Origin of the sequence: Bradyrhizobium rifense, assembly GCF_008123425.1 — a bacterium.
Lineage (GTDB): Bacteria > Pseudomonadota > Alphaproteobacteria > Rhizobiales > Xanthobacteraceae > Bradyrhizobium > Bradyrhizobium rifense.
Genome location: NZ_VSSS01000030.1, coordinates 46,702 through 67,536, shown reverse-complemented (window position 1 = coordinate 67,536; position 20,835 = coordinate 46,702). Strand labels below are relative to the sequence as shown.

22 protein-coding genes are annotated in these 20,835 nt (G+C 64.1%); all 22 read left to right on the top strand.

Annotated elements, in window-relative coordinates; translation table 11 throughout:
* Nucleotide 1: 1 nt before the first annotated feature.
* The 22 genes from FXB40_RS18970 to FXB40_RS18865 all read left to right on the top strand — a co-directional run bounded on the left by FXB40_RS18970 (nt 2) and on the right by FXB40_RS18865 (nt 20,808).
* Nucleotides 2-1,138: a PepSY-associated TM helix domain-containing protein gene (locus FXB40_RS18970; protein ID WP_148773709.1), complete on the top strand. Its 1,137-nt coding sequence runs from the start codon at nt 2-4 to the stop codon at nt 1,136-1,138.
* A 478-nt stretch (nt 1,139-1,616) separates the two neighbouring features.
* Nucleotides 1,617-1,982: an NADH-quinone oxidoreductase subunit A gene (locus FXB40_RS18965; RefSeq protein WP_148773708.1), complete on the top strand. Its 366-nt coding sequence runs from the start codon at nt 1,617-1,619 to the stop codon at nt 1,980-1,982.
* On the top strand, nt 1,979-2,560 hold the full coding sequence (locus tag FXB40_RS18960; protein WP_187437003.1) for a NuoB/complex I 20 kDa subunit family protein: 582 nt from the start codon (nt 1,979-1,981) through the stop codon (nt 2,558-2,560). Before FXB40_RS18965 ends, FXB40_RS18960 begins: the two co-directional genes overlap by 4 nt.
* Before the next feature lie 11 nt (nt 2,561-2,571).
* Nucleotides 2,572-3,183: an NADH-quinone oxidoreductase subunit C gene (locus FXB40_RS18955; protein ID WP_148773706.1), complete on the top strand. Its 612-nt coding sequence runs from the start codon at nt 2,572-2,574 to the stop codon at nt 3,181-3,183.
* Nucleotides 3,184-3,185: 2 nt separating this feature from the next.
* Nucleotides 3,186-4,382 (top strand): NADH-quinone oxidoreductase subunit D, encoded by a 1,197-nt coding sequence (locus tag FXB40_RS18950; protein ID WP_148773705.1) that lies wholly within the window; start codon nt 3,186-3,188, stop codon nt 4,380-4,382.
* On the top strand, nt 4,382-5,344 hold the full coding sequence (locus FXB40_RS18945) for an FkbM family methyltransferase (protein ID WP_187436976.1): 963 nt from the start codon (nt 4,382-4,384) through the stop codon (nt 5,342-5,344). The genes FXB40_RS18950 and FXB40_RS18945 overlap by 1 nt, the downstream gene beginning before the upstream one ends.
* Nucleotides 5,345-5,354: 10 nt before the next feature.
* Nucleotides 5,355-5,966 carry an NADH-quinone oxidoreductase subunit NuoE gene (gene nuoE, locus FXB40_RS18940; RefSeq protein WP_027529885.1) on the top strand — a complete coding sequence of 204 codons (612 nt, stop codon included), beginning with the start codon at nt 5,355-5,357 and terminating at the stop codon, nt 5,964-5,966.
* A complete protein-coding gene (locus tag FXB40_RS18935) occupies nt 5,966-6,169 on the top strand; it encodes a hypothetical protein (RefSeq protein ID WP_148773703.1) in 204 nt (67 codons plus the stop codon). The genes nuoE and FXB40_RS18935 overlap by 1 nt, the downstream gene beginning before the upstream one ends.
* 15 nt (nt 6,170-6,184) lie before the next feature.
* Nucleotides 6,185-7,510, top strand: a complete 1,326-nt coding sequence (gene nuoF / locus FXB40_RS18930) for an NADH-quinone oxidoreductase subunit NuoF (RefSeq protein ID WP_148773702.1) — start codon at nt 6,185-6,187, stop codon at nt 7,508-7,510.
* A gap of 5 nt (nt 7,511-7,515) precedes the next feature.
* Entirely contained in the window at nt 7,516-9,591 is a 2,076-nt protein-coding gene (gene nuoG, locus FXB40_RS18925) for an NADH-quinone oxidoreductase subunit NuoG (protein WP_148773701.1), read from the top strand.
* Nucleotides 9,592-9,595: 4 nt separating this feature from the next.
* Nucleotides 9,596-10,663: an NADH-quinone oxidoreductase subunit NuoH gene (gene nuoH / locus FXB40_RS18920; protein ID WP_148773700.1), complete on the top strand. Its 1,068-nt coding sequence runs from the start codon at nt 9,596-9,598 to the stop codon at nt 10,661-10,663.
* Between the two features lie 13 nt (nt 10,664-10,676).
* Nucleotides 10,677-11,165: an NADH-quinone oxidoreductase subunit NuoI gene (gene nuoI, locus FXB40_RS18915; RefSeq protein ID WP_027529879.1), complete on the top strand. Its 489-nt coding sequence runs from the start codon at nt 10,677-10,679 to the stop codon at nt 11,163-11,165.
* 9 nt (nt 11,166-11,174) lie between these two features.
* The gene (locus tag FXB40_RS18910; protein WP_148773699.1) at nt 11,175-11,813 is read left to right on the top strand and encodes an NADH-quinone oxidoreductase subunit J; all 639 of its coding nucleotides are present in this window, start codon (nt 11,175-11,177) and stop codon (nt 11,811-11,813) included.
* A complete protein-coding gene (gene nuoK, locus FXB40_RS18905) occupies nt 11,810-12,118 on the top strand; it encodes an NADH-quinone oxidoreductase subunit NuoK (protein WP_008547737.1) in 309 nt (102 codons plus the stop codon). Before FXB40_RS18910 ends, nuoK begins: the two co-directional genes overlap by 4 nt.
* A gap of 63 nt (nt 12,119-12,181) precedes the next feature.
* Entirely contained in the window at nt 12,182-14,248 is a 2,067-nt protein-coding gene (gene nuoL / locus FXB40_RS18900) for an NADH-quinone oxidoreductase subunit L (RefSeq protein WP_148773698.1), read from the top strand.
* The gene (locus tag FXB40_RS18895) at nt 14,249-15,757 is read left to right on the top strand and encodes an NADH-quinone oxidoreductase subunit M (RefSeq protein WP_148773697.1); all 1,509 of its coding nucleotides are present in this window, start codon (nt 14,249-14,251) and stop codon (nt 15,755-15,757) included.
* 22 nt (nt 15,758-15,779) lie between these two features.
* Entirely contained in the window at nt 15,780-17,216 is a 1,437-nt protein-coding gene (nuoN, locus tag FXB40_RS18890; RefSeq protein ID WP_148773696.1) for an NADH-quinone oxidoreductase subunit NuoN, read from the top strand.
* Between the two features lies 1 nt (nt 17,217).
* Nucleotides 17,218-18,024 carry a biotin--[acetyl-CoA-carboxylase] ligase gene (locus FXB40_RS18885; protein ID WP_148773695.1) on the top strand — a complete coding sequence of 269 codons (807 nt, stop codon included), beginning with the start codon at nt 17,218-17,220 and terminating at the stop codon, nt 18,022-18,024.
* The gene (locus FXB40_RS18880) at nt 18,024-19,694 is read left to right on the top strand and encodes a ribonuclease J (RefSeq protein ID WP_148773694.1); all 1,671 of its coding nucleotides are present in this window, start codon (nt 18,024-18,026) and stop codon (nt 19,692-19,694) included. Before FXB40_RS18885 ends, FXB40_RS18880 begins: the two co-directional genes overlap by 1 nt.
* Nucleotides 19,695-19,735: 41 nt before the next feature.
* Nucleotides 19,736-20,140 carry a methylmalonyl-CoA epimerase gene (gene mce, locus FXB40_RS18875; protein WP_148773693.1) on the top strand — a complete coding sequence of 135 codons (405 nt, stop codon included), beginning with the start codon at nt 19,736-19,738 and terminating at the stop codon, nt 20,138-20,140.
* 10 nt (nt 20,141-20,150) lie between these two features.
* Entirely contained in the window at nt 20,151-20,426 is a 276-nt protein-coding gene (locus FXB40_RS18870) for a DUF1467 family protein (protein WP_148773692.1), read from the top strand.
* A 34-nt stretch (nt 20,427-20,460) separates the two neighbouring features.
* Entirely contained in the window at nt 20,461-20,808 is a 348-nt protein-coding gene (locus FXB40_RS18865; RefSeq protein WP_148773691.1) for a hypothetical protein, read from the top strand.
* Nucleotides 20,809-20,835 lie beyond the last annotated feature (27 nt).

Sequence of the window (20,835 nt, the reverse complement as noted above, 5' to 3'; positions counted from 1 at the left end):
CGTGAAGGCGCGCACGGTCAGGATCTGGTCCGTGGTCCACACCTGGACCAGCCTGATCTCGACCTTGTTCCTGTTGTTGCTCTGTCTGACCGGCCTGCCGCTGATCTTCCATCACGAGATCGATGAGCTCCTGGGCTACGCCCCCCAGCCCGAAGCTCATGCGAGCGCGGCGCGCGCGACGCCCCAAGTCGTCGCCGACGCCGCGCTCGCCGCCGATCCCGGCCGCGTCCTGCAATATGTGTCCTGGGACAAGGACGAGCCAGGGCTGGTGATGGCCTTCACCAACGGCGCCCCTGACGGTGCGCCCGACAACGCGACCGTGCGTGCCTTCGACGCCGTTTCGGCCAAGCTGCTCGGGCCGGTCGGCGTCGGGCCGATGCTGATCGTGCTCAAGCTGCACACCGACATGTTCGCTGGCCAAGCCGGAAAGCTGTTCCTCGGCGCGATGGGGCTGCTGTTTGTGGTCGCCATCGTCTCCGGCGTGGTGCTGTACTGGCCGTTCACCCGCCGCCTGCGCTTTGCCACCATCCGTGACAGTGCCGCGCGCCGCGTCCGCTGGCTCGACTGGCACAATCTGATCGGCGTGGTGACGGTGGCCTGGGCGCTGGTTGTGGGCCTGACCGGCGTCGTCAACACCTGGGCCGAGCTGATGCTCAACCAGTGGAAGGCGACCGAGCTCGCCAGCATGGTCGCGCCCTATGCCGGCAAGCCGCCGCCCGTGCATCTCGCCTCGCTCGACAACGTCGTCGTGCGCGCCATGCAGGCGGCTCCCGGCATGGAGGTCGCCTTTATTGCGTTCCCGGGCACGCCGTTCACGTCCTCGCACCATTTCGCCGCTTTTATGCGCGGCGACACGGTCCTGACATCGCGGCTGCTGAAGCCTGTGCTGCTCGACGGTGAAACCGGGGAGGTGGCCGATGCCCGCGCGCTGCCGCTCTATCTCCAGGCGCTGCTGATCTCGCAGCCGCTGCATTTCGGCGATTATGGTGGGATGCCGCTGAAGGTGATCTGGGCCGCGCTCGACGGGCTCACCATCGTTGTGATCGGCAGCGGCCTCTATCTCTGGGTGGCGCGGCGGGGCAAGCGCGCGCCTGCCAAAGCCGACGCATTCGCCAGACGAGCCCCGGTCCCGTCGTGATGCATGGCTCCTCTGACCGCGCGCACCTGTGGATACGTGTCTTTGCTGCACCTATGCTACTCGCCGCGGCGACAATCATTGGCCTGCTGGCTGCGTTGCTGTGGGGAACGGTGGGCCAGTATGTCGCCTGGGTGACAGTCGGAGCCCCCGTGCCGGTCGTCAGCTGGGTTTGGGTGCGCCGCCGCACCAAGAAAAACGTGCGATTTTCGCGGGCGACGCGCGGCAACTAGCCGTCTCGGCCCGTGCGCCGCAATCTCAGACCTGCTACCATGCAAAACTATGGCCGCCCTTGTCGGGTTCGGCGATCTGCTCCATACCAGCCGCGGGGTGATTCCGGGATTTCCACCGGTCTGGGAGCAGCAAAGGGCCTGAAAAGAGCGTGTCTTGCGCCCATTGGTGCACTGCGCTAAGGCTCAGAATAATTCCAAATCGGACGAATCCGTGGCTGTCCCGAGGCTGCGGGAAAAGAGGCTCGTCAATGAGCGGCATTCTACAGAACTATCTTCCACTCGTCGTCTTCATAGGGGTGGCAGCCCTCATCGGCCTGGTGCTGCTGATCGCGCCCTTCATCGTGGCGTTCCAGCAGCCTGACCCGGAAAAGCTGTCGGCGTATGAGTGCGGCTTCAACGCCTTCGACGACGCCCGCATGAAGTTCGACGTCCGCTTCTATCTGGTCGCCATCCTCTTCATCATCTTCGACCTCGAAGTAGCGTTCCTGTTTCCCTGGGCGGTTGCGTTCGGCAAGCTTGGCGCGACCGGCTTCTGGTCCATGATGGTGTTCCTGGCCGTGCTGACGGTGGGCTTCGCCTACGAATGGAAGAAAGGCGCACTCGAATGGGATTGAACCCTGTGCCGTCCGCTGGCCCGGCGATCGCGCCGGCCCCCAAGGGCATTTTGGATCCGTCGACCGGCAAGCCGGTCGGGGCCAATGATCAGTTCTTCCTCGAGGTCAACCACGAGCTGTCCGACAAGGGCTTCTTCGTGGCCGCGACCGACGACCTCATCACCTGGGCCCGTACCGGCTCGCTGATGTGGATGACCTTCGGTCTCGCCTGCTGCGCGGTCGAGATGATGCAGGTGTCGATGCCGCGCTACGACGTCGAGCGTTTCGGCTTCGCGCCGCGTGCCTCGCCGCGCCAGTCCGACGTGATGATCGTCGCGGGCACGCTGACCAACAAGATGGCGCCGGCTTTGCGCAAGGTCTACGACCAGATGCCCGAGCCGCGCTACGTCATCTCGATGGGCTCCTGCGCCAATGGTGGTGGCTATTATCACTATTCCTACTCGGTCGTACGCGGCTGCGACCGCATCGTGCCGATCGACATCTACGTGCCGGGCTGCCCGCCCACGGCGGAAGCGCTGCTCTACGGCGTGCTGCTGCTGCAGAAGAAGATCCGCCGCACCGGCACCATCGAACGCTAAGGTTTTACGTCATGGACGACGCCAAGCTCGACGCCCTGGGGCAGACGATCGTGAGCGCGCTTCCGGGCGCCGCCATCGGTCATTCGGTGGCCTTCAACCAGCTCACGGTTGATGTCGAGGCCAGCAAGATCGTCGAGGTGGTCAAGTACCTCCGCGACGATCCGAACTGCCGCTTCATCAACTTCACCGACATTACGGCTGCGGACTATCCGGCGCGCGAGAAGCGCTTCGACGTGATCTATCACTTCCTGTCTCCGACCCTGAACGCCCGGATCCGGCTCAAGGCCCAGGCCGACGAGACAACGCAAGTGCCGTCGCTGATCGAGGTGTTCCCCGGCGCCGACTGGTTCGAGCGCGAGGCCTACGACCTCTACGGCGTGTTCTTCGTCGGCCATCCCGACATGCGCCGGCTCCTCACCGACTACGGTTTCGAGGGCCATCCGCTGCGCAAGGACTTTCCGACCACCGGTTTCCTCGAAGTCCGCTACGACGACCAGGAGAAGCGCGTGGTGTACGAGCCGGTCCGGCTCAACCAGGAATTCCGCAAGTTCGATTTCCTCTCGCCGTGGGAAGGGGCGGACTATCCGCTTCCCGGTGACGAGAAGGCAGGACCGAAGGCCTGATCATGAACGAGCAACCCGAACAGCTTCGCAATTTCACCATCAACTTTGGCCCGCAGCATCCGGCCGCGCACGGCGTGCTGCGTCTGGTGCTGGAGCTTGACGGCGAAGTCGTCGCCCGCGTCGATCCGCATATCGGCCTGCTTCACCGCGGCACCGAAAAGCTGATCGAGCAGAAGACCTATCTCCAGGCGATCCCGTATTTCGACCGGCTCGACTACGTCGCGCCGATGAACCAGGAGCACGCCTTCTGCCTCGCCGCTGAAAAGCTGCTCGGCATCGAGGTGCCGCGCCGCGGCCAGTTGATCCGCGTGCTCTATTGCGAGATCGGCCGGATCCTCTCTCACCTTCTCAATGTCACCACGCAGGCGATGGACGTCGGCGCGCTGACCCCGCCGCTGTGGGGCTTTGAAGAGCGCGAGAAGCTGATGGTGTTCTACGAGCGCGCCTCGGGCAGCCGTATGCATGCGGCCTTCTTCCGCGTCGGCGGCGTGCATCAGGACCTGCCGCAGAAGCTGGTCGACGACATCGAGGCCTGGTGCGATCCGTTCCTCAAGGTCGTGGAAGACCTTGATCGCCTGCTCACCGCCAACCGCATCTTCAAGCAGCGCAACGTCGACATCGGCGTGGTGCCGCTGAAAGAAGCCTGGGAGTGGGGCTTTTCGGGCGTGATGGTGCGCGGCTCGGGCGCTGCCTGGGATCTGCGCAAGTCGCAGCCCTATGAGTGCTACGCCGAGATGGATTTCGACATCCCGATCGGCAAGAACGGCGACTGCTACGACCGCTACCTGATCCGCATGGAAGAGATGCGCCAGTCCGTGCGCATCATGAGGCAGTGCATCCAGAAGCTGAATGCTCCGGACGGGAAGGGCCCCGTCGTCGTCGAAGACAACAAGGTCGCGCCGCCGCGCCGTGGCGAGATGAAGCGCTCGATGGAAGCTCTCATCCACCACTTCAAGCTCTACACCGAAGGCGTTCATGTGCCGGCCGGCGAAGTCTACACCGCGGTCGAGGCGCCCAAGGGCGAGTTCGGCGTCTATCTGATCTCCGACGGCACCAACAAGCCCTACAAGTGCAAGATCCGCGCGCCGGGCTTTGCGCATCTGCAGGCGATGGACCACATCTGCCGCGGCCATCTGCTCGCCGACGTCTCGGCCATTCTCGGCTCGCTCGACATCGTGTTCGGAGAGGTCGATCGGTGATGGCGCAGGCGCCAATCCAGTTTGACCGTGCCTCGGGGGCCCTTGAAGGGGCCAACCTGTGGGAGCGGACGGCTGCCTTGGCGCTGGTGACGGGATCGAAGATCTCGTCGCATTTCTCGCATATGGGCTACATTGCCTGCGCGAACTTGCTGCGGAAAACGCTGCCCGAGCGCAACATCGCGATCAAGCTCAACCCGGACGCCGTGTTCGAATTCCCTTATGGCGACGGCTACTGGAGCAAGCTGCTCAATCGCTCCTATTGCTACGAGGACGAGCTGGAGCTGCTGTTCGCCGACTCCATCGACGTGGACTACACGCTGCTCGATTGCGGCGCCAATTACGGCTACTGGTCGGTGCTGGTGTCGAGCAAGCCGTTCGGCTCGCACAAGTCGATCGCGATCGAGCCGTCGGGTCAGAACTATCCAAAACTCTCGAATAACGCCCGCATCAACGGCAACCGCTTCGAGACCTTGAAATGCGCGATCGGCGCGGCGCGCGGCACCGCGCGGCTGTCAGGCACCAAGCACGAGGCCTTCAGCATCGCCGGCGCTCCGTCTGATGGCGGTGAGGACGTGCCCGTTCTGGCGCTGGATAACCTCATCGACGATGGCAAGGTCGCAGGCACTGGCAAATATCTGATCAAGCTCGACGTCGAAGGCGTCGAGATCGAGGCGATCAAGGGCGGCGCCCGGCTGCTCCAGACCGACAGCGTCATCATGTGCGAGGAGCACGGCAGCGATCGCACCCACGCGGTGTCGCGCTACATCCTCGAACAGACCCCGATGAAGCTGATCGTGCTCGATCCGCGCACCAACCGGCTGGAGACCGTGACGGAGCTGTCGATCCTGGATCGCATCAAGGTCTCGACCCACGTCGGCTACAACGTTTTCGGCACCGCAAGCGCATTCTGGCAGGACAGGATCAATGCCCTGAATGCGAAATCCGCGCGCCGCATGCAGTGAGAGATAAGACATGTCCGTTCGCCGATTAGCACCGAAGGAAGTCCAGCCCGCGAGCTTTGCGTTCACGGACGAGAACCTTGCCTTCGCCAAGCAGCAGATCGCGAAATATCCGGCCGGCCGGCAAGCTTCCGCCGTGATCGCCATCCTCTGGCGCGTCCAGGAACAGCACGAGGGCTGGGTCTCGGAAGCCGCGATCCGCGCCGTCGCCGACCTGCTCGACATGCCCTATATCCGCGTGCTCGAAGTCGCGACCTTCTACACGATGTTCCAGCTCGCTCCCGTCGGCAAGAAGGCCCACGTCCAGGTCTGCGGCACCACGCCGTGCCGCCTGCGTGGCGCCGAAGATTTGATCCATGTCTGCGAGAGCCGCATCCATCACGATCCCTTCCATCTCTCCAAGGACGGCAATTTCAGCTGGGAAGAGGTCGAGTGCCTTGGTGCCTGCGTGAACGCGCCGATGGTGCTGATCGGTAAGGACACTTATGAGGACCTGACCAAGGAGACCTTCGGCAAGGTGCTCGACGGTTTTGCCTCGGGCAATCCGCCGAAGCCCGGTCCGCAGAACGGCCGCCAGTTCTCCGCGCCGGCGGGCGGGCCGACCACGCTGAAGGAGACCTCCTGATGGGTCTTCCGTCTCAGGCGAACCGGGGGAGCGAAGCCGTGAATAAATGGGGCTTCGTCGCCATGCATGCCGCGCTCGCGGCCGCCTTCATGTTCCTGCTGCAGCGCTTCGTGATGAACGCGACGCAGGAAACCAGTCTGCTCTGGGCGCTGGCCTTCGCCGTCTGCGCCGCCGGGCTTGCCTACAAGCAAGCCAATCGTTGATCGGAAAGCACTGACATGCTCGAGGACAAGGACCGCATCTTCAAGAACCTCTACGGCCTCCACGATTGGGGGCTCGAGGGCGCGCGGCGCCGCGGCGCCTGGGATGGTACGAAGACTATCATCGACAAGGGCCGCGACTGGATCATCAACGAGATGAAGGCCTCGGGCCTGCGCGGCCGCGGCGGCGCCGGCTTCCCGACCGGTCTGAAGTGGTCCTTCATGCCGAAGGAGTCCACCGACGGTCGTCCGAGCTATCTCGTCGTCAACGCCGACGAATCCGAGCCCGGCACCTGCAAGGATCGCGAGATCATGCGGCACGACCCGCATCTCCTGATCGAGGGCTGCCTGATCGCGAGCTGCGCGATGAACGCGCATGCCTGCTACATCTATGTCCGCGGCGAGTTCATCCGCGAGCGCGAGCATCTCCAGGCCGCGATCGACCAGGCCTATGAGGCCAAGCTGGTCGGCAAGGACAACGTCAACGGCTGGCCGTTCGACATCTACGTCGCGCACGGCGCCGGCGCTTACATCTGCGGCGAGGAGACCGCGCTGCTCGAAAGCCTCGAGGGCAAGAAGGGCCAGCCGCGCCTGAAGCCGCCGTTCCCGGCCAATGTCGGCCTGTTCGGTTGCCCGACCACCGTCAACAACGTCGAGTCCATCGCGGTTGCACCGGACATCCTGCGCCGCGGCGCCGCCTGGTTCGCCGGCATCGGCCGCCCGAACAATGTCGGCACCAAGCTCTTCTGCATCTCCGGTCATGTCGAGCGGCCCTGCAACGTCGAAGAAGCCATGGGCATTCCGTTCCGTGAGCTGATCGAGAAGCATTGCGGCGGCATCCGCGGCGGCTGGGACAACCTCAAGGCCGTGATCCCCGGCGGCTCCTCGGTGCGCATGGTGCCGGCGGAGCAGATCATCGACACGCCGATGGATTTCGATTCCTTGAGCAAGCTGCGCTCGGGTCTCGGCACCGCGGCCGTGATCGTGATGGACAAGTCGACCGATCTGATCCGTTCGATCGCCCGCATCTCCTATTTCTACAAGCATGAGAGCTGCGGCCAGTGCACGCCGTGCCGCGAGGGCACCGGCTGGATGTGGCGCGTGCTCACCCGCATGGCCGACGGCCGCGCCCACAAGCGCGAGATCGACATGCTGCTGGAAGTGACAAAGCAGGTCGAAGGCCACACCATCTGCGCGCTGGGCGACGCAGCCGCATGGCCGATCCAGGGCCTGATCGCGCATTTCCGTCACGAGATCGAAGCGCGCATCGATCAGTATTCGCACAAGGCCGACATCGACGATGCCGGTGTCCGCGATCCCGTGAACATGGTCGCGGCGGAGTAAGAGACATGACCAAGCTCATCATCGACGGCAAAGAGATCGATGTCCCGGCCGAGTACACGCTGCTTCAGGCGTGCGAGGCGGCCGGCGCCGAGATTCCGCGCTTCTGCTATCACGAGCGGTTGTCGATCGCCGGCAATTGCCGGATGTGTCTCGTCGAGGTGAAGGGCGGCCCGAAGCCGGTCGCGAGCTGCGCCTGGGGCGTGCGCGACTGCCGTCCGGGCCCGAAGGGTGAGCCGCCGGAAATCTCCACCCGTTCGCCGATGGTGAAGAAGGCACGCGAAGGCGTGATGGAATTCCTTCTGATCAACCATCCGCTGGACTGCCCGATCTGCGATCAGGGCGGCGAGTGCGACCTGCAGGACCAGGCGATGGGCTATGGTGTCGACACCAGCCGCTTCGCGGAGAACAAGCGCGCGGTCGAGGACAAATATCTCGGCGCGCTGGTCAAGACCTCGATGAACCGCTGCATCCAGTGCACGCGCTGCGTCCGCTTCTCGGCGGAAGTCGCCGGCGCCCCCGAGATGGGTGCAACCGGCCGCGGCGAGGACATGGAGATCACGACCTATCTCCAGCACGCGCTGACCTCGGAGCTGCAGGGCAATCTCGTCGACATCTGCCCGGTCGGCGCGCTGACCTCGAAGCCTTATGCCTTCGCGGCGCGTCCGTGGGAGCTCGGCAAGACCCAGTCGATCGACGTGATGGACGGCGTGGGATCTGCGATCCGCGTCGACACCCGCGGCCGTGAGGTGATGCGCGTGCTGCCGCGCATCAACGAGGCCGTGAACGAGGAGTGGATCTCGGACAAGACCCGCCACGTTGTCGACGGCCTGCGTACCCAGCGCCTCGACCGGCCCTACATCCGCGAAGCCGGCAAGCTGCGCGCGGCGAGCTGGCCCGAAGCCTTCGCCGCGATCGCCTCCAAGGCGGCGCGTACCGACGGCAAGCGCATCGGCGCCATCGCCGGCGACCTCTCCGGCGTCGAAGAGATGTTCGCGGTGAAGGATCTGCTGGCAAAATTCGGCTCGGCCAATCTGGCGGTGCAGGGCGGCGACGCCTTCGATCCCGCGCTCGGTCGCGGCTCCTACATTTTCAACCCGACGCTCGCAGGCGTCGAGCAGGCCGATGCGCTGCTCATCGTCGGCGCCAATCCGCGCAAGGAAGCGGCCGTGTTCAACGCCCGCATCCGCAAGCGCTGGCGCGCCGGCGGCCTGAAGGTCGGCGTGATCGGCGCCAAGGCTGATCTCACTTACGACTATGATCACCTCGGCGCAGGCACCGAGACGCTCGGTGAACTTGCGGCCGGCAAGCACTCCTTCATGGATGTGCTGAAGAACGCCAAGAACCCGATCATCCTGGTTGGTGCGGGCGCAGCCTCGCGTCATGACGGAGCTGCCATTCTCGCAAGCGCTGCCAAGCTCGCGCTCGACGTCGGCGCGGTGAAGGACGGCTGGAACGGTTTCGGCGTGCTGCACGAAAGCGCTTCGCGCGTCGGCGCGCTCGACATCGGTTTCGTCGCCGGTCAGGGCGGGTTGAATGCCGCCCAGATGACGACCTTCGGCACCCTCGACCTGCTGTTCCTGCTCGGTGCCGACGAGGTCAAGGCGCCGGACGGCACCTTCGTTGTTTACATCGGCACCCATGGCGACCGCGGCGCGCATCGCGCCGACGTGATCCTGCCGGCGGCGGCCTACACCGAGAAGTCCGCGATCTACGTCAACACCGAAGGCCGCGTGCAGATGACCGGCCGCGCCGCGTTCCCGCCGGGCGAAGCCCGCGAGGACTGGGCGATCGTCCGCGCGCTCTCGGAAGCGCTCGGCAAGAAGCTCGGCTACGACTCGCTTGCCGCGCTGCGCCAGTCGCTCTTCAAGGCCGTGCCGCATCTGATCCGTCTCGACCAGATCGAAGCGGGCGCTGCCGACCAGATCAAGAAGCTGGCGGGGAAGGGCGGCTCGCCCGAGAAGGCGCCGTTCAAGGCGGCGATCGAGGACTTCTATTTGACCAACCCAATCGCGCGTGCGTCCGCCGTGATGGCGGAATGCTCGCGGCTTGCCTCCGGGCAGATGCTGACCGCAGCGGAGTGAGCCGATGGAATTTTTCGCAAGCGCATTCTGGACGGGCTTTCTCTGGCCGCTGATCATCATGATCGCGGAAAGCGTGCTGGTGCTCGTCGTCCTCTTGGTCGCGATCGCCTACATCCTGCTCGCCGACCGCAAGATCTGGGCGGCGGTGCAGATCCGCCGTGGTCCGAACGTGGTCGGGCCCTGGGGCCTGTTCCAGTCCTTTGCCGACCTGCTGAAGTTCGTGCTGAAGGAGCCGATCATCCCGGCCGGCGCCAACAAGGGCGTGTTCCTCCTTGCTCCCTTGGTCTCGTGCGTGCTCGCGCTCGCGGCCTGGGCGGTGATCCCGACCAATCTCGGCTGGGTGATCTCCGACATCAATGTCGGCGTTCTCTTCATCTTCGCGATCTCGTCGCTGTCGATCTACGGCATCATCATGGCCGGCTGGTCGTCGAACTCGAAGTACCCGTTCCTGGCGGCGCTGCGCTCGGCGGCGCAGATGGTGTCCTATGAAGTCTCGATCGGCTTCGTCATCATCACGGTGCTGCTCTGCGCCGGCACGCTGAACCTCTCGGCCGTGGTCGAAGCCCAGCATGTCCGCGGCCTCGCCAGCCTGATCGGGCTGCCGCAGCTCACCGTCCTGAACTGGTACGTCTGGCCGCTGTTCCCGATGTTCGTGGTGTTCTACGTCTCGGCGCTGGCTGAAACCAATCGTCCGCCCTTCGACCTCGTCGAAGCGGAATCCGAGCTGGTCGCCGGCTTCATGGTCGAATACGGCTCGACGCCGTATCTGCTGTTCATGCTCGGCGAGTATGTCGCGATCGTCACGATGTGCGCGCTGGCGACGATCCTGTTCCTCGGAGGCTGGCTGCCGCCGGTCGACCTGCCGCCCTTCAACTGGGTGCCGGGGATCATCTGGTTCTCGCTCAAAGTGTTCTTCATGTTCTTCCTGTTCGCGATGGCAAAGGCGATCGTGCCGCGCTACCGCTACGACCAATTGATGCGCCTCGGCTGGAAGGTGTTCCTGCCGCTGTCGCTGGCGATGGTGGTCGTGGTGGCTGGCGTGCTCCAGTTCGCCGGCATCGCGCCGAAGTGAGGCTGTCATGGGTATCAACATCAACGCCACTGCACGCTCGCTTCTGCTGTCGGAATTCGTCTCGGCGTTCTTCCTCGCCATGCGCTATTTCTTCCAGCCGAAGCCGACGCTGAACTATCCGTTCGAGAAGGGCCCGATCTCGCCGCGCTTCCGCGGCGAGCATGCGCTGCGGCGCTATCCGAACGGCGAAGAGCGCTGCATCGCCTGCAAGCTGTGCGAGGCGATCTGCCCGGCGCAGGCCATCACCATCGAGGCCGGCCCGCGCCGCAACGACGGCACCCGCCGCACCGTGCGCTACGACATCGACATGGTGAAGTGCATCTATTGCGGCCTCTGCCAGGAGGCCTGTCCGGTCGACGCCATCGTCGAAGGTCCGAACTTCGAGTTCGCGACCGAGACCCGCGAGGAACTGTTCTATGACAAGGCCAAGCTGCTCGCCAACGGCGACCGCTGGGAACGCGAGATCGCGAAGGCGATCGAGCTCGATGCGCCTTACCGGTGAGATGAGAGCATGATCCTTCCCGCGCTGTTCTTCTATCTCTTCGCCGGCGTCTGCGTTGCCTCGGCGGTGATGGTGATTGTCTCGCGCAATCCCGTCCACTCCGTGCTGTACCTGATCCTGGCCTTCGTGAACGCTTCCGGCCTGTTCGTGCTGTTGGGCGCCGAATTCCTCGCGATGATCCTGATCGTCGTCTATGTCGGCGCGGTCGCGGTGCTGTTCCTGTTCGTCATCATGATGCTCGATGTCGACTTCCTCGAGCTGCGCGAAGGCTTCATCCAGTACCTGCCGGTCGGTGTCGTGATCGGCGGCATCTTCCTGTTCGAGCTGCTGCTCACCGTCGGCGCCTGGGTCATCAATCCGACCGTGAGCAAGACCATCACGGCGCCGATCCCGACCAACGTCTCGAACACGGAGGCGCTGGGTCTCGTGCTCTATACGAAGTATGTCCACTACTTCCAGCTCTCGGGCATGGTGCTGCTGGTCGCCATGATCGGCGCCATCGTGCTGACGCTGCGCCACAAGGCGAGCGTGAAGCGGCAGGACATCAACGTTCAGAACGCGCGCACGCCCGAGATGGCGATGGCGATGCGCAAGGTGGCGTCGGGGCAGGGGCTGCAGGACAGCGACGCGGCGGAGTGGGTGAAATGACGATCGGGCTCGGACATTATCTGGCGGTCGGCGCGATCCTGTTCACGCTCGGCATCCTCGGCATCTTCCTGAACCGCAAGAACATCATCGTCATCCTGATGTCGATCGAGCTGATCCTGCTCTCGGTCAACATCAACCTGGTGGCATTCTCGACCTTCCTCGGCGACATCGTCGGCCAGGTCTTCGCGCTGCTGGTCTTGACCGTCGCTGCTGCCGAAGCCGCGATCGGTCTTGCCATCCTGGTGGTCTATTTCCGCAACCGCGGCTCGATCGCGGTTGAGGACGTCAATCTGATGAAGGGCTAACGCATGATCCGGAAAAGTGGATACCGGTTTTCCGACCAGATCATGCGGAAAGAGAAATAAGTCATGGTCCAGGCAATTGTCTTTCTGCCTCTGCTGGGCGCCATTCTTGCTGGCCTGATCGCGCTGTTCGGCGCGCATGCTCGCAACCCCTCGGGCGACACGGTCGAGCATCACGATGATCACGGCCACGGCGACGCCCATGCGGCGGCCGCGCACGACGATCACGCTCACGACGACCACGGCCACGGTCCGGTCGAGCCGGCGGCTGCGGGTTCACGCGGCGCCGAACTGATCACCACTGCATTGCTGTTTGTTTCGGCCGCGCTGTCCTGGATGACGCTGGTTGATGTCGGCTTCAATGGCCATGACGCCCGGTATCAGCTTCTGCCCTGGATCTTCTCCGGCGAGCTCGAGGTCTGGTGGACGCTGCGCGTCGACACGCTCACCGCCGTGATGCTGGTGGTGGTGACGACCGTGTCCTCGCTCGTGCACCTCTATTCCATCGGCTACATGGACGAGGATCCGTACCGGCCGCGCTTCTTCGGCTATCTCAGCCTGTTCACCTTCGCCATGCTGATGCTGGTGACCGCGGACAATTTGGTGCAGCTGTTCTTCGGCTGGGAAGGCGTGGGTCTAGCGAGCTATCTGCTGATCGGCTTCTGGTACCAGAAGCCGTCGGCGAACGCCGCCGCCATCAAGGCCTTCGTGGTCAACCGCGTCGGCGATTTCGGCTTTGCGCTCGGCATCTTCGCGATCTTCTACCTGACCAGCTCGACCGATTTCGAGACCATCTTCCACGCAGCTCCCGGCCTCACCGGCAAGACCATCGACTTCTTCGGCTGGCACGCCGATGCGCTGACGCTGACCTGCCTGCTGCTGTTCATGGGCGCGATGGGCAAATCGGCGCAGTTCCTGCTGCACACCTGGTTGCCGGACGCGATGGAAGGCCCGACGCCTGTGTCGGCGCTGATCCACGCCGCGACCATGGTCACCGCCGGCGTGTTCATGGTGGCGCGCCTCTCGCCGCTGTTCGAGCTCGCCCCGAACGCCCAGGCCGTCGTGATGTTCTTCGGCGCCACCACGGCGTTCTTCGCCGCGACCATCGGTCTCGTCCAGAACGACATCAAGCGCATCGTCGCCTATTCGACCTGTTCGCAGCTCGGCTACATGTTCGTGGCGATGGGAGCAGGGGCCTATTCGGTCGGCATGTTCCATCTGTTCACGCATGCCTTCTTCAAGGCGCTGCTGTTCTTAGGCTCCGGCTCGGTGATCTACGCGATGCACCACGAGCAGGACATCCGCAACATGGGTGGCCTCTGGAGGAAGATCCCGTACACGTTCGCGGTGATGACCGTCGGCACGCTGGCGCTGACCGGCTTCCCGTTGTTCGCCGGCTACTTCTCCAAGGACGCGATCATCGAGGCGGCCTACGCCTCGCATAATCCGTTCTCGACCTATGCCTATCTGATGACGATCTTGGCCGCCGGCCTGACCTCGTTCTATTCCTGGCGTCTGGTGTTCAAGACCTTCTTCGGCGAGCCGCACGACCAGGAGCACTACGAGGCCGCGCATGAGAGCCCGATCTGGATGCTGATCCCGATCGGCGTGCTGGCGGTTGGCTCGGTCCTGGCCGGCTTCCCGTTCAAGGAGCTGTTCACCGGTCCTCACGGCGTGGAAGAGTTCTTCCGCGAGTCCGTGAAGATGAACCCGCATATCCTCGAGGACATGGAGCACATGCCGCATCTGTTGGGCTGGCTGCCCTTCGTGATGATGGCCGGTGGTTTCCTGGTGTCCTACACCTTCTACATCCGCAAGCCCTACCTCCCGGTCGAGCTCGCGAACACGCAGCCGATGCTGTACCGGTTCCTGCTCAACAAATGGTACTTCGACGAGCTCTACGATTTCATCTTCGTCCGTCCGGCGAAGTGGATCGGCTACCAGCTCTGGAAGAAGGGCGACGGCTTCATCATCGACGGCTTCGGTCCCGACGGTATCTCGGCCCGCGTGCTGGACGTCACCCGCAACGTCGTGAAGATCCAGACCGGCTATCTCTATCACTACGCATTCGCCATGCTGATCGGAGCCGCCGGCCTGATCACGTGGTTCATGTTCGGCTTTGGAGGCCAGTAAATGACTACCTGGCCCATCCTATCGGTTACGACGTTCCTGCCGCTGGTCGGCGCGCTGATCGTCTACCTGAGCCGCGGCGATGACGAGGCGGCCAAGCGCAATTCGCGCTGGATCGCACTCTGGACCACGCTGATCACCTTCGCGGTGTCGGTGCTCCTGGTCATGCGCTTCGACCCGTCCAACGCCGACTTCCAGTTCGTCGAGAAGGCGAACTGGCTTGCGACCGGCATCACCTACCACATGGGCGTGGACGGCATTTCGCTGCCGCTGGTGATCCTCACCACCGCGATCATGCCGTTCTGCATCATCGCGAGCTGGAAGGCGATCACCAACCGCGTCCGCGAGTACATGATGGCGTTCCTGATCCTGGAAACGCTGATGATCGGCACCTTCTCGGCGCTCGATCTCGTGCTGTTCTACCTGTTCTTCGAAGGCGGCCTGATCCCGATGTTCCTGATCATCGGCGTCTGGGGCGGTCCGCGCCGGGTCTACGCCTCGTTCAAGTTCTTCCTCTACACGCTGCTCGGCTCGGTCCTGATGCTGCTCGCCATCATGGCGCTGTACTGGAACGGCGGCACCACCGACATCCCGACCCTGATGCACACCGCCGTGCCGCGGTCGCTGCAGACCTGGGCGTGGCTGGCCTTCTTCGCCTCGTTTGCGGTGAAGATGCCGATGTGGCCGGTGCACACCTGGCTGCCTGACGCGCATGTCGAGGCGCCGACGGCTGGATCCGTGGTCCTCGCCGCGATCCTGCTGAAGATGGGCGGCTACGGCTTCCTGCGCTTCTCGCTGCCGATGTTCCCGCTGGCCTCGCATGACTTCGCGCCGCTGATCTTCACCATGTCCGCGATTGCCATCATCTACACCTCGCTGGTGGCGCTGATGCAGGAGGACATGAAGAAGCTGATTGCGTACTCGTCGGTCGCGCATATGGGCTTCGTCACCATGGGTATCTTCGCCGGCACCATGCAGGGCGTCGCCGGCGGCGTGTTCCAGATGATCTCGCACGGCATCGTCTCCGGCGCGCTGTTCCTCTGCGTCGGCGTCGTCTACGACCGCATGCACACCCGCGAGATCGCGGCCTATGGCGGCCTCGTCAACCGGATGCCGCTCTATGCGCTGACCTTCATGATCTTCACCATGGCCAATGTCGGTCTGCCTGGCACCTCCGGCTTCGTCGGCGAGTTCATGACGCTGCTCGGTACCTTCAAGGTCTCGGTCTCGACCGCGTTCTTCGCCACCTTCGGCGTGATCCTGTCGGCCTGCTACGCGCTGTGGCTCTACCGCAAGGTCGTATTCGGGGCGCTGGTCAAGCCGTCGCTGGCGAGCATGAAGGATCTCACTCTGCGTGAGTGCGTGACGCTGTTCCCGCTGATCGCGCTGACGATCCTGTTCGGCGTCTATCCGAAGCCGGTGCTCGACATGTCGGCCGCCTCGGTCCAGCAACTCGTCAACAATTACAACACCGCTGTGACGGCCGTGAAGGCCGCCGCACTGCTCCAGTGATCGGGCAGGTCAGGATATCGCCATGAGCTTTACGACTGCAGGTTATCAACTGGCGCCGGTGCTGCCCGAGCTCGTGCTCGCGATCGGTGCCATGGCGCTTCTGATGCTCGGCGCCTATCGTGGGCAGGGGACCACCGGCACGGTCACGACGCTCGCGGTGCTGCTGCTGATCGTGGTCGGCGTGCTCGAATACACGCTGCCGGCAGGCAAGCAGGTGACTTTCGGCGGCAGCTTCATTGTCGACGACTTCGCCCGCTTCATGAAGATCCTGGCCCTGATCGGCTCGGCGGTGACGCTGGTGCTGTCGACCGAGTTCCTGTCCGACCCGTCACGGCGCATCTTCGAATACGCGATCCTGGTGCTGCTCTCGACGCTCGGCATGATGGTGCTGATCTCGGCCGGCGACCTGATCTCGCTCTATCTCGGCCTCGAATTGATGTCGCTCGCGCTCTACGTCGTGGCGGCCTCGAACCGCGACAACGCCAAGTCGACCGAAGCCGGCCTGAAGTATTTCGTGCTGGGCGCGCTGTCCTCGGGCATGCTGCTCTATGGCGCCTCGCTGATCTATGGCTTCACCGGCACGGTCAGCTTCGCCGGGATCGCAACGGCTGCGACATCAGCGAATGTCGGCCTCGTCTTTGGCCTGGTCTTCCTGCTCGCCGGCCTTTGCTTCAAGGTCTCGGCTGTGCCGTTCCACATGTGGACGCCGGACGTTTACGAGGGCGCTCCGACCCCGGTCACCGCTTTCTTCGCGTCCGCGCCGAAGGTGGCCGCGCTCGCCGTGTTCACCCGCGTCACGCTGACCGCATTCCCCGGCATCGTCTCGCAGTGGCAGCAGATCCTGGTGTTCGTCGCGATCGCCTCGATGGTGCTGGGTTCGTTCGCCGCGATCGGCCAGAGCAACATCAAGCGCCTGATGGCGTACTCCTCGATCGGCCATATGGGCTTTGCGCTGGTTGGCCTTGCCTCCGGCACCGTCGAGGGCGCGCAGGGCGTGCTGATGTACATCGTGATCTATGTCGCGATGACGCTCGGCTCGTTCTCGATCATCCTCTCGATGAAGCGCAACGGCCAGGCCGTTGAGCAGATCAAGGATTTCGCCGGTCTCTCGCGCACCAACCCGCTGCTCGCCTTCATGTTCGCGATGCTGCTGTTCTCGCTCGCCGGCATTCCGCCGCTCGCCGGCTTCTTCGCCAAATGGTACGTCTTCGTCGCAGCCATCAAGGCGAATTTGTTCACGCTGGCCGTGATCGGCGTGCTCTCCAGCGTCGTGGGCGCCTACTACTATCTCACCATCGTCAAGACGATGTATTTCGACGAGCCGGCAGGCCAGGTCGATCCGGTGCGCGTCGAGGTGAAGACGGTGATGGCGGTCTTTGGCCTGTTCAACATCCTGTTCGCATTGTTCGCGGGTCCGGTGGTGAGCGTCGCTTCCGCTGCCGCCAAGTCGCTGTTCTAGGATGGGGTTCGCGCTCGGTCCTCGTGCTATCGCGGCGGGCTACAAGCTCGCAGCTTCTGAGCGGACCGGCTCGACCAATACCGACGCGATCGAAAGCGCGCGCGCAGGCGAGCGCGGTCCGATCTGGTTCGTGACAGCGGAGCAGACGGCGGGCCGCGGCCGTCGCCAGCGTGCCTGGGTCTCGCCGCGGGGCAATCTCGCGGCCAGCGTCCTTGAAGTCCTCGACATCGCACCCGCGGTGGCCGCCACGATCGGTTTCGCCGCAGGGCTGGCGGAGGAAGCGGCGCTCGAGAAAGTCAGCATCGAGGCCGCGCTGCGGCTCGGCTCCGACCGGCCCCGATACACCCTGAAATGGCCGAATGACGTCCTTGCCAACGGCAAGAAGCTGGTCGGCATTGGCCTGGAGGCCGAAGCCGTTGGCGATCGCCTCGCCATCGTGGTCGGCATCGGCACCAACATCGTGGCGGCGCCCGAAGGCACGCCGACACCGGCGGTGTCGCTCGCGGCGCTCGGCGTCCAGATCAGCGCTGAGGAGCTGTTCTCCGAGCTGACGGACGCCTGGGTCGAGTTTCGCGGCATCTGGGACGATGGCCGCGGCTTTGCCGAGATCCGAAAGCTCTGGCTGGAGCGCGCCGCCCGCCTTGGCGAGCCGATCGCGATCCACACGGGAACCAAGGTGCTGGAAGGTATTTTTGACACGATCGACGACACCGGCTGCCTGATCGTCCGCACCGCGGAGGGCCGTCGCGTGCCGATCGCCGCGGGCGAGGTGTTCTTCGGCCCGGTCCGTTCGGTGGGAGCTGCGTGATGGCGAGACCCGACGAACTGGTATTTGCACCGCTCGGCGGCGTCGGCGAGATCGGCATGAACCTGTCGATCTACGGCCTCGGCAACCGCCAGCAGCGGTCCTGGCTGGCGGTCGATCTTGGCGTCTCCTTTGGCGACGAGGAGCATCTGCCCGGCATCGATTTGATCATGCCGGACATCAGCTTCCTGGAGAAGGAACGCAAGAACCTGATGGGCCTGGTGCTGACCCACGCCCATGAGGACCATTTTGGCGCCATCATCGATCTCTGGCCCCGGCTGAAATGCCCGATCTACGCCACGCAGTTCAGCGCGGCGCTGTTCGAGGCCAAATGCGCCGCCGAGCGCAATGCGCCGAAAATCCCGGTCACCATCGTCCCGTCGGGCGGCCGCATCGACGTCGGCCCCTTCAACGTCGAGTTCATCCCGGTTGCGCACTCGATTCCGGAAGCGCATGCGCTGGCGATCCACACCGAGGCCGGGACGGTGCTGCACACCGGCGACTGGAAAATCGATCCGACTCCGACCTTGGGACGTCCAACCGACGAGAAGCGGCTGCGCGAGCTCGGCGAGGAGGGCGTGATTGCCCTGATCGGCGATTCCACCAATGCCGTCCGAGACGGCCGCTCGCCTTCCGAAGCCGAAGTTGCCCGCACCATCATCGACCTCGTGAAGGCCGCCAAGGGCCGCGTCGCGGTCACGACCTTCGCCTCCAACGTCGCCCGCATCAAGGCTGTCGCCGATGCTGCGAAAGCCGCCGACCGCGAGGTAGTGGTGGTCGGTCGCGCCATGGAGCGCGTGGTGCAGGTCGCGCGCGAGACCGGCTATCTCGACGGCGTACAGAATTTCCGCTCGCCCGAGGTCTACGGCCATCTGCCGCAGGACAAGGTGCTGGCGCTCTGCACCGGCAGCCAGGGTGAATCCCGCGCCGCGCTGGCGCGCATCGCCAATGACGACCATCCCGAAATCACGCTCAACCGCGGCGACAGCGTGATCTTCTCCTCGCGCACCATTCCCGGCAACGAGAAGGCCGTCGGCTCGATCATCAACAATCTGGTGCTGCAGGGCGTCGAGGTCCTCACCGACCGCGACCATCTGGTCCACGTCTCGGGCCATCCCCGCCGCGACGAGCTGCGCGACATGATCTCCTGGGTGAAGCCGCAGCTCCTGATCCCCGTCCATGGCGAAGCCCTGCACCTGAACGAGCACGCCAAGCTAGCGCGCGCCGCCGGCGTGCCGCGGGTCCTGGTCATTCGCAACGGCGACCTCGTCAAGCTCGGTCCCGGCGATCCCGGCATCATCGGCGAGATACCGTCGGGCCGGCTCTACAAGGACGGCACGATTCTTGAGGATTCCAAGTCCCGCGCCGTGGTCGAGCGCCGCCGCATGGCGTTCTCCGGCTGCGCCTTCGTCGCAGTCGCCATGACCGCGCAGGGCGAGCTGGTCGACGAGCCCGAGGTCGATCTGGTCGGCATCCCCGAGAAGAACAGGGCAGGTGAGCCGCTCGACGACATCGTTTTCGACGCCGTGATGTCCACGATCGAGGGCCTGCCCAAGGCGCGCCGCAGGGATGCGGACGCGCTGGCGGAATCGGTGCGACGCGCCGTCCGGGCCGTCATCAACGAACATTGGGGCAAAAAGCCCCCCTGTCTGGTACACGTCCTGACGGTGTAGTTGAGCATGGTCTTCGGATCATGCGATGAGGGAGAAGAAACATGCTGGGTCGCCTCAACCACGTCGCGATCGCGACCAGGGATGCCGTCAAGTCCGCAAAAATCTACGGTGCGGCGTTCGGGGCGCAGATTTCTGACGCTGTGCTGCTGCCCGAGCATGGCGTCACCACCGTGTTCGCGACGCTCCCCAACACCAAGATCGAGTTCATCGAGCCGCTCGGTGAGACCTCGCCGATCGCAAAGTTTCTCGAGCGCAATGCCGACGGCGGCATCCACCACGTCTGCTACGAGGTCGTCGACATCATCGCCTCGCGCGACACCCTGGTGAAGGAAGGCGCGCGGGTCCTTGGTGACGGCGTGCCGAAGATCGGCGCCCACGGCAAGCCGGTGCTGTTCCTGCACCCGAAGGACTTTTCCGGCGCGCTGGTCGAAATCGAGCAGGCGTAGGGACGGGATCATGGCCGTCCAGATCTCAACCGCGCTCGCGATCTACTTCGTCATCTGGTGGATCGCGCTGTTTCTGACGCTGCCGTTCGGCGTGCGCAGCCAGCACGAGGACGGCGTCGGCGCGCCAGGCACAGACCCCGGCGCCCCGGTCCTGACCGGCATGAAGCGCAAGCTGATCTGGACCACGATCATCTCGGCGATCATCTATGGGCTCGGCATGGCGGCCTATCAGGCCGGCTATCTCTCGATCGAGCGGCTGTCGAAATTGATGGGAATGCCGTTTTAGCGATTTTGCAGTTGCGTCGTTGTTGGGGGAACGAATGACTTTTCAGAGGATCGTCGTCGCGCTTCTGGTGCTGATCGTCGCCGGGATCAGTGCGATCGGCTATTTTGAGTGGAAGATGGCCGTGCAGGTGCGAACACTGAAGGCGTTCGTCGAGGGCTACGTCTTCAACGAAGCCGTGCAGGCCTGCGAGCAGGCCAAGAGCTCGACGCCGTTCAAATGGAACGGCGGCAAGAGCACCTCGGTGATCGGATTGAACTCTGTCAAGCTGGACAAATACACCGTCAGCGCCAGCTACACGCTGGTGGCGGACAGCGTCTATTGTGATTACGATCCGATCAAAAGAAAGGCCGAGATCGGCTCGAGCTTCCTGGAGCGCGAGTAACGATCCGGCCATCAAGCATGGGATGGG

Coding starts and splice junctions, on each gene's coding strand:
- nuoK (WP_008547737.1), top strand. CDS start 11,810: ATGACGATCGGGCTCGGACATTATCTGGCGGTCGGCGCGATCCTGTTC.
- FXB40_RS18955 (WP_148773706.1), top strand. CDS start 2,572: ATGGACGACGCCAAGCTCGACGCCCTGGGGCAGACGATCGTGAGCGCG.
- FXB40_RS18870 (WP_148773692.1), top strand. CDS start 20,151: ATGGCCGTCCAGATCTCAACCGCGCTCGCGATCTACTTCGTCATCTGG.
- nuoN (WP_148773696.1), top strand. CDS start 15,780: ATGAGCTTTACGACTGCAGGTTATCAACTGGCGCCGGTGCTGCCCGAG.
- FXB40_RS18945 (WP_187436976.1), top strand. CDS start 4,382: ATGGCGCAGGCGCCAATCCAGTTTGACCGTGCCTCGGGGGCCCTTGAA.
- nuoL (WP_148773698.1), top strand. CDS start 12,182: ATGGTCCAGGCAATTGTCTTTCTGCCTCTGCTGGGCGCCATTCTTGCT.
- FXB40_RS18885 (WP_148773695.1), top strand. CDS start 17,218: ATGGGGTTCGCGCTCGGTCCTCGTGCTATCGCGGCGGGCTACAAGCTC.
- mce (WP_148773693.1), top strand. CDS start 19,736: ATGCTGGGTCGCCTCAACCACGTCGCGATCGCGACCAGGGATGCCGTC.
- FXB40_RS18865 (WP_148773691.1), top strand. CDS start 20,461: ATGACTTTTCAGAGGATCGTCGTCGCGCTTCTGGTGCTGATCGTCGCC.
- nuoF (WP_148773702.1), top strand. CDS start 6,185: ATGCTCGAGGACAAGGACCGCATCTTCAAGAACCTCTACGGCCTCCAC.
- FXB40_RS18910 (WP_148773699.1), top strand. CDS start 11,175: ATGATCCTTCCCGCGCTGTTCTTCTATCTCTTCGCCGGCGTCTGCGTT.
- FXB40_RS18935 (WP_148773703.1), top strand. CDS start 5,966: ATGGGTCTTCCGTCTCAGGCGAACCGGGGGAGCGAAGCCGTGAATAAA.
- nuoH (WP_148773700.1), top strand. CDS start 9,596: ATGGAATTTTTCGCAAGCGCATTCTGGACGGGCTTTCTCTGGCCGCTG.
- FXB40_RS18880 (WP_148773694.1), top strand. CDS start 18,024: ATGGCGAGACCCGACGAACTGGTATTTGCACCGCTCGGCGGCGTCGGC.
- nuoG (WP_148773701.1), top strand. CDS start 7,516: ATGACCAAGCTCATCATCGACGGCAAAGAGATCGATGTCCCGGCCGAG.
- FXB40_RS18895 (WP_148773697.1), top strand. CDS start 14,249: ATGACTACCTGGCCCATCCTATCGGTTACGACGTTCCTGCCGCTGGTC.
- nuoE (WP_027529885.1), top strand. CDS start 5,355: ATGTCCGTTCGCCGATTAGCACCGAAGGAAGTCCAGCCCGCGAGCTTT.
- FXB40_RS18965 (WP_148773708.1), top strand. CDS start 1,617: ATGAGCGGCATTCTACAGAACTATCTTCCACTCGTCGTCTTCATAGGG.
- FXB40_RS18950 (WP_148773705.1), top strand. CDS start 3,186: ATGAACGAGCAACCCGAACAGCTTCGCAATTTCACCATCAACTTTGGC.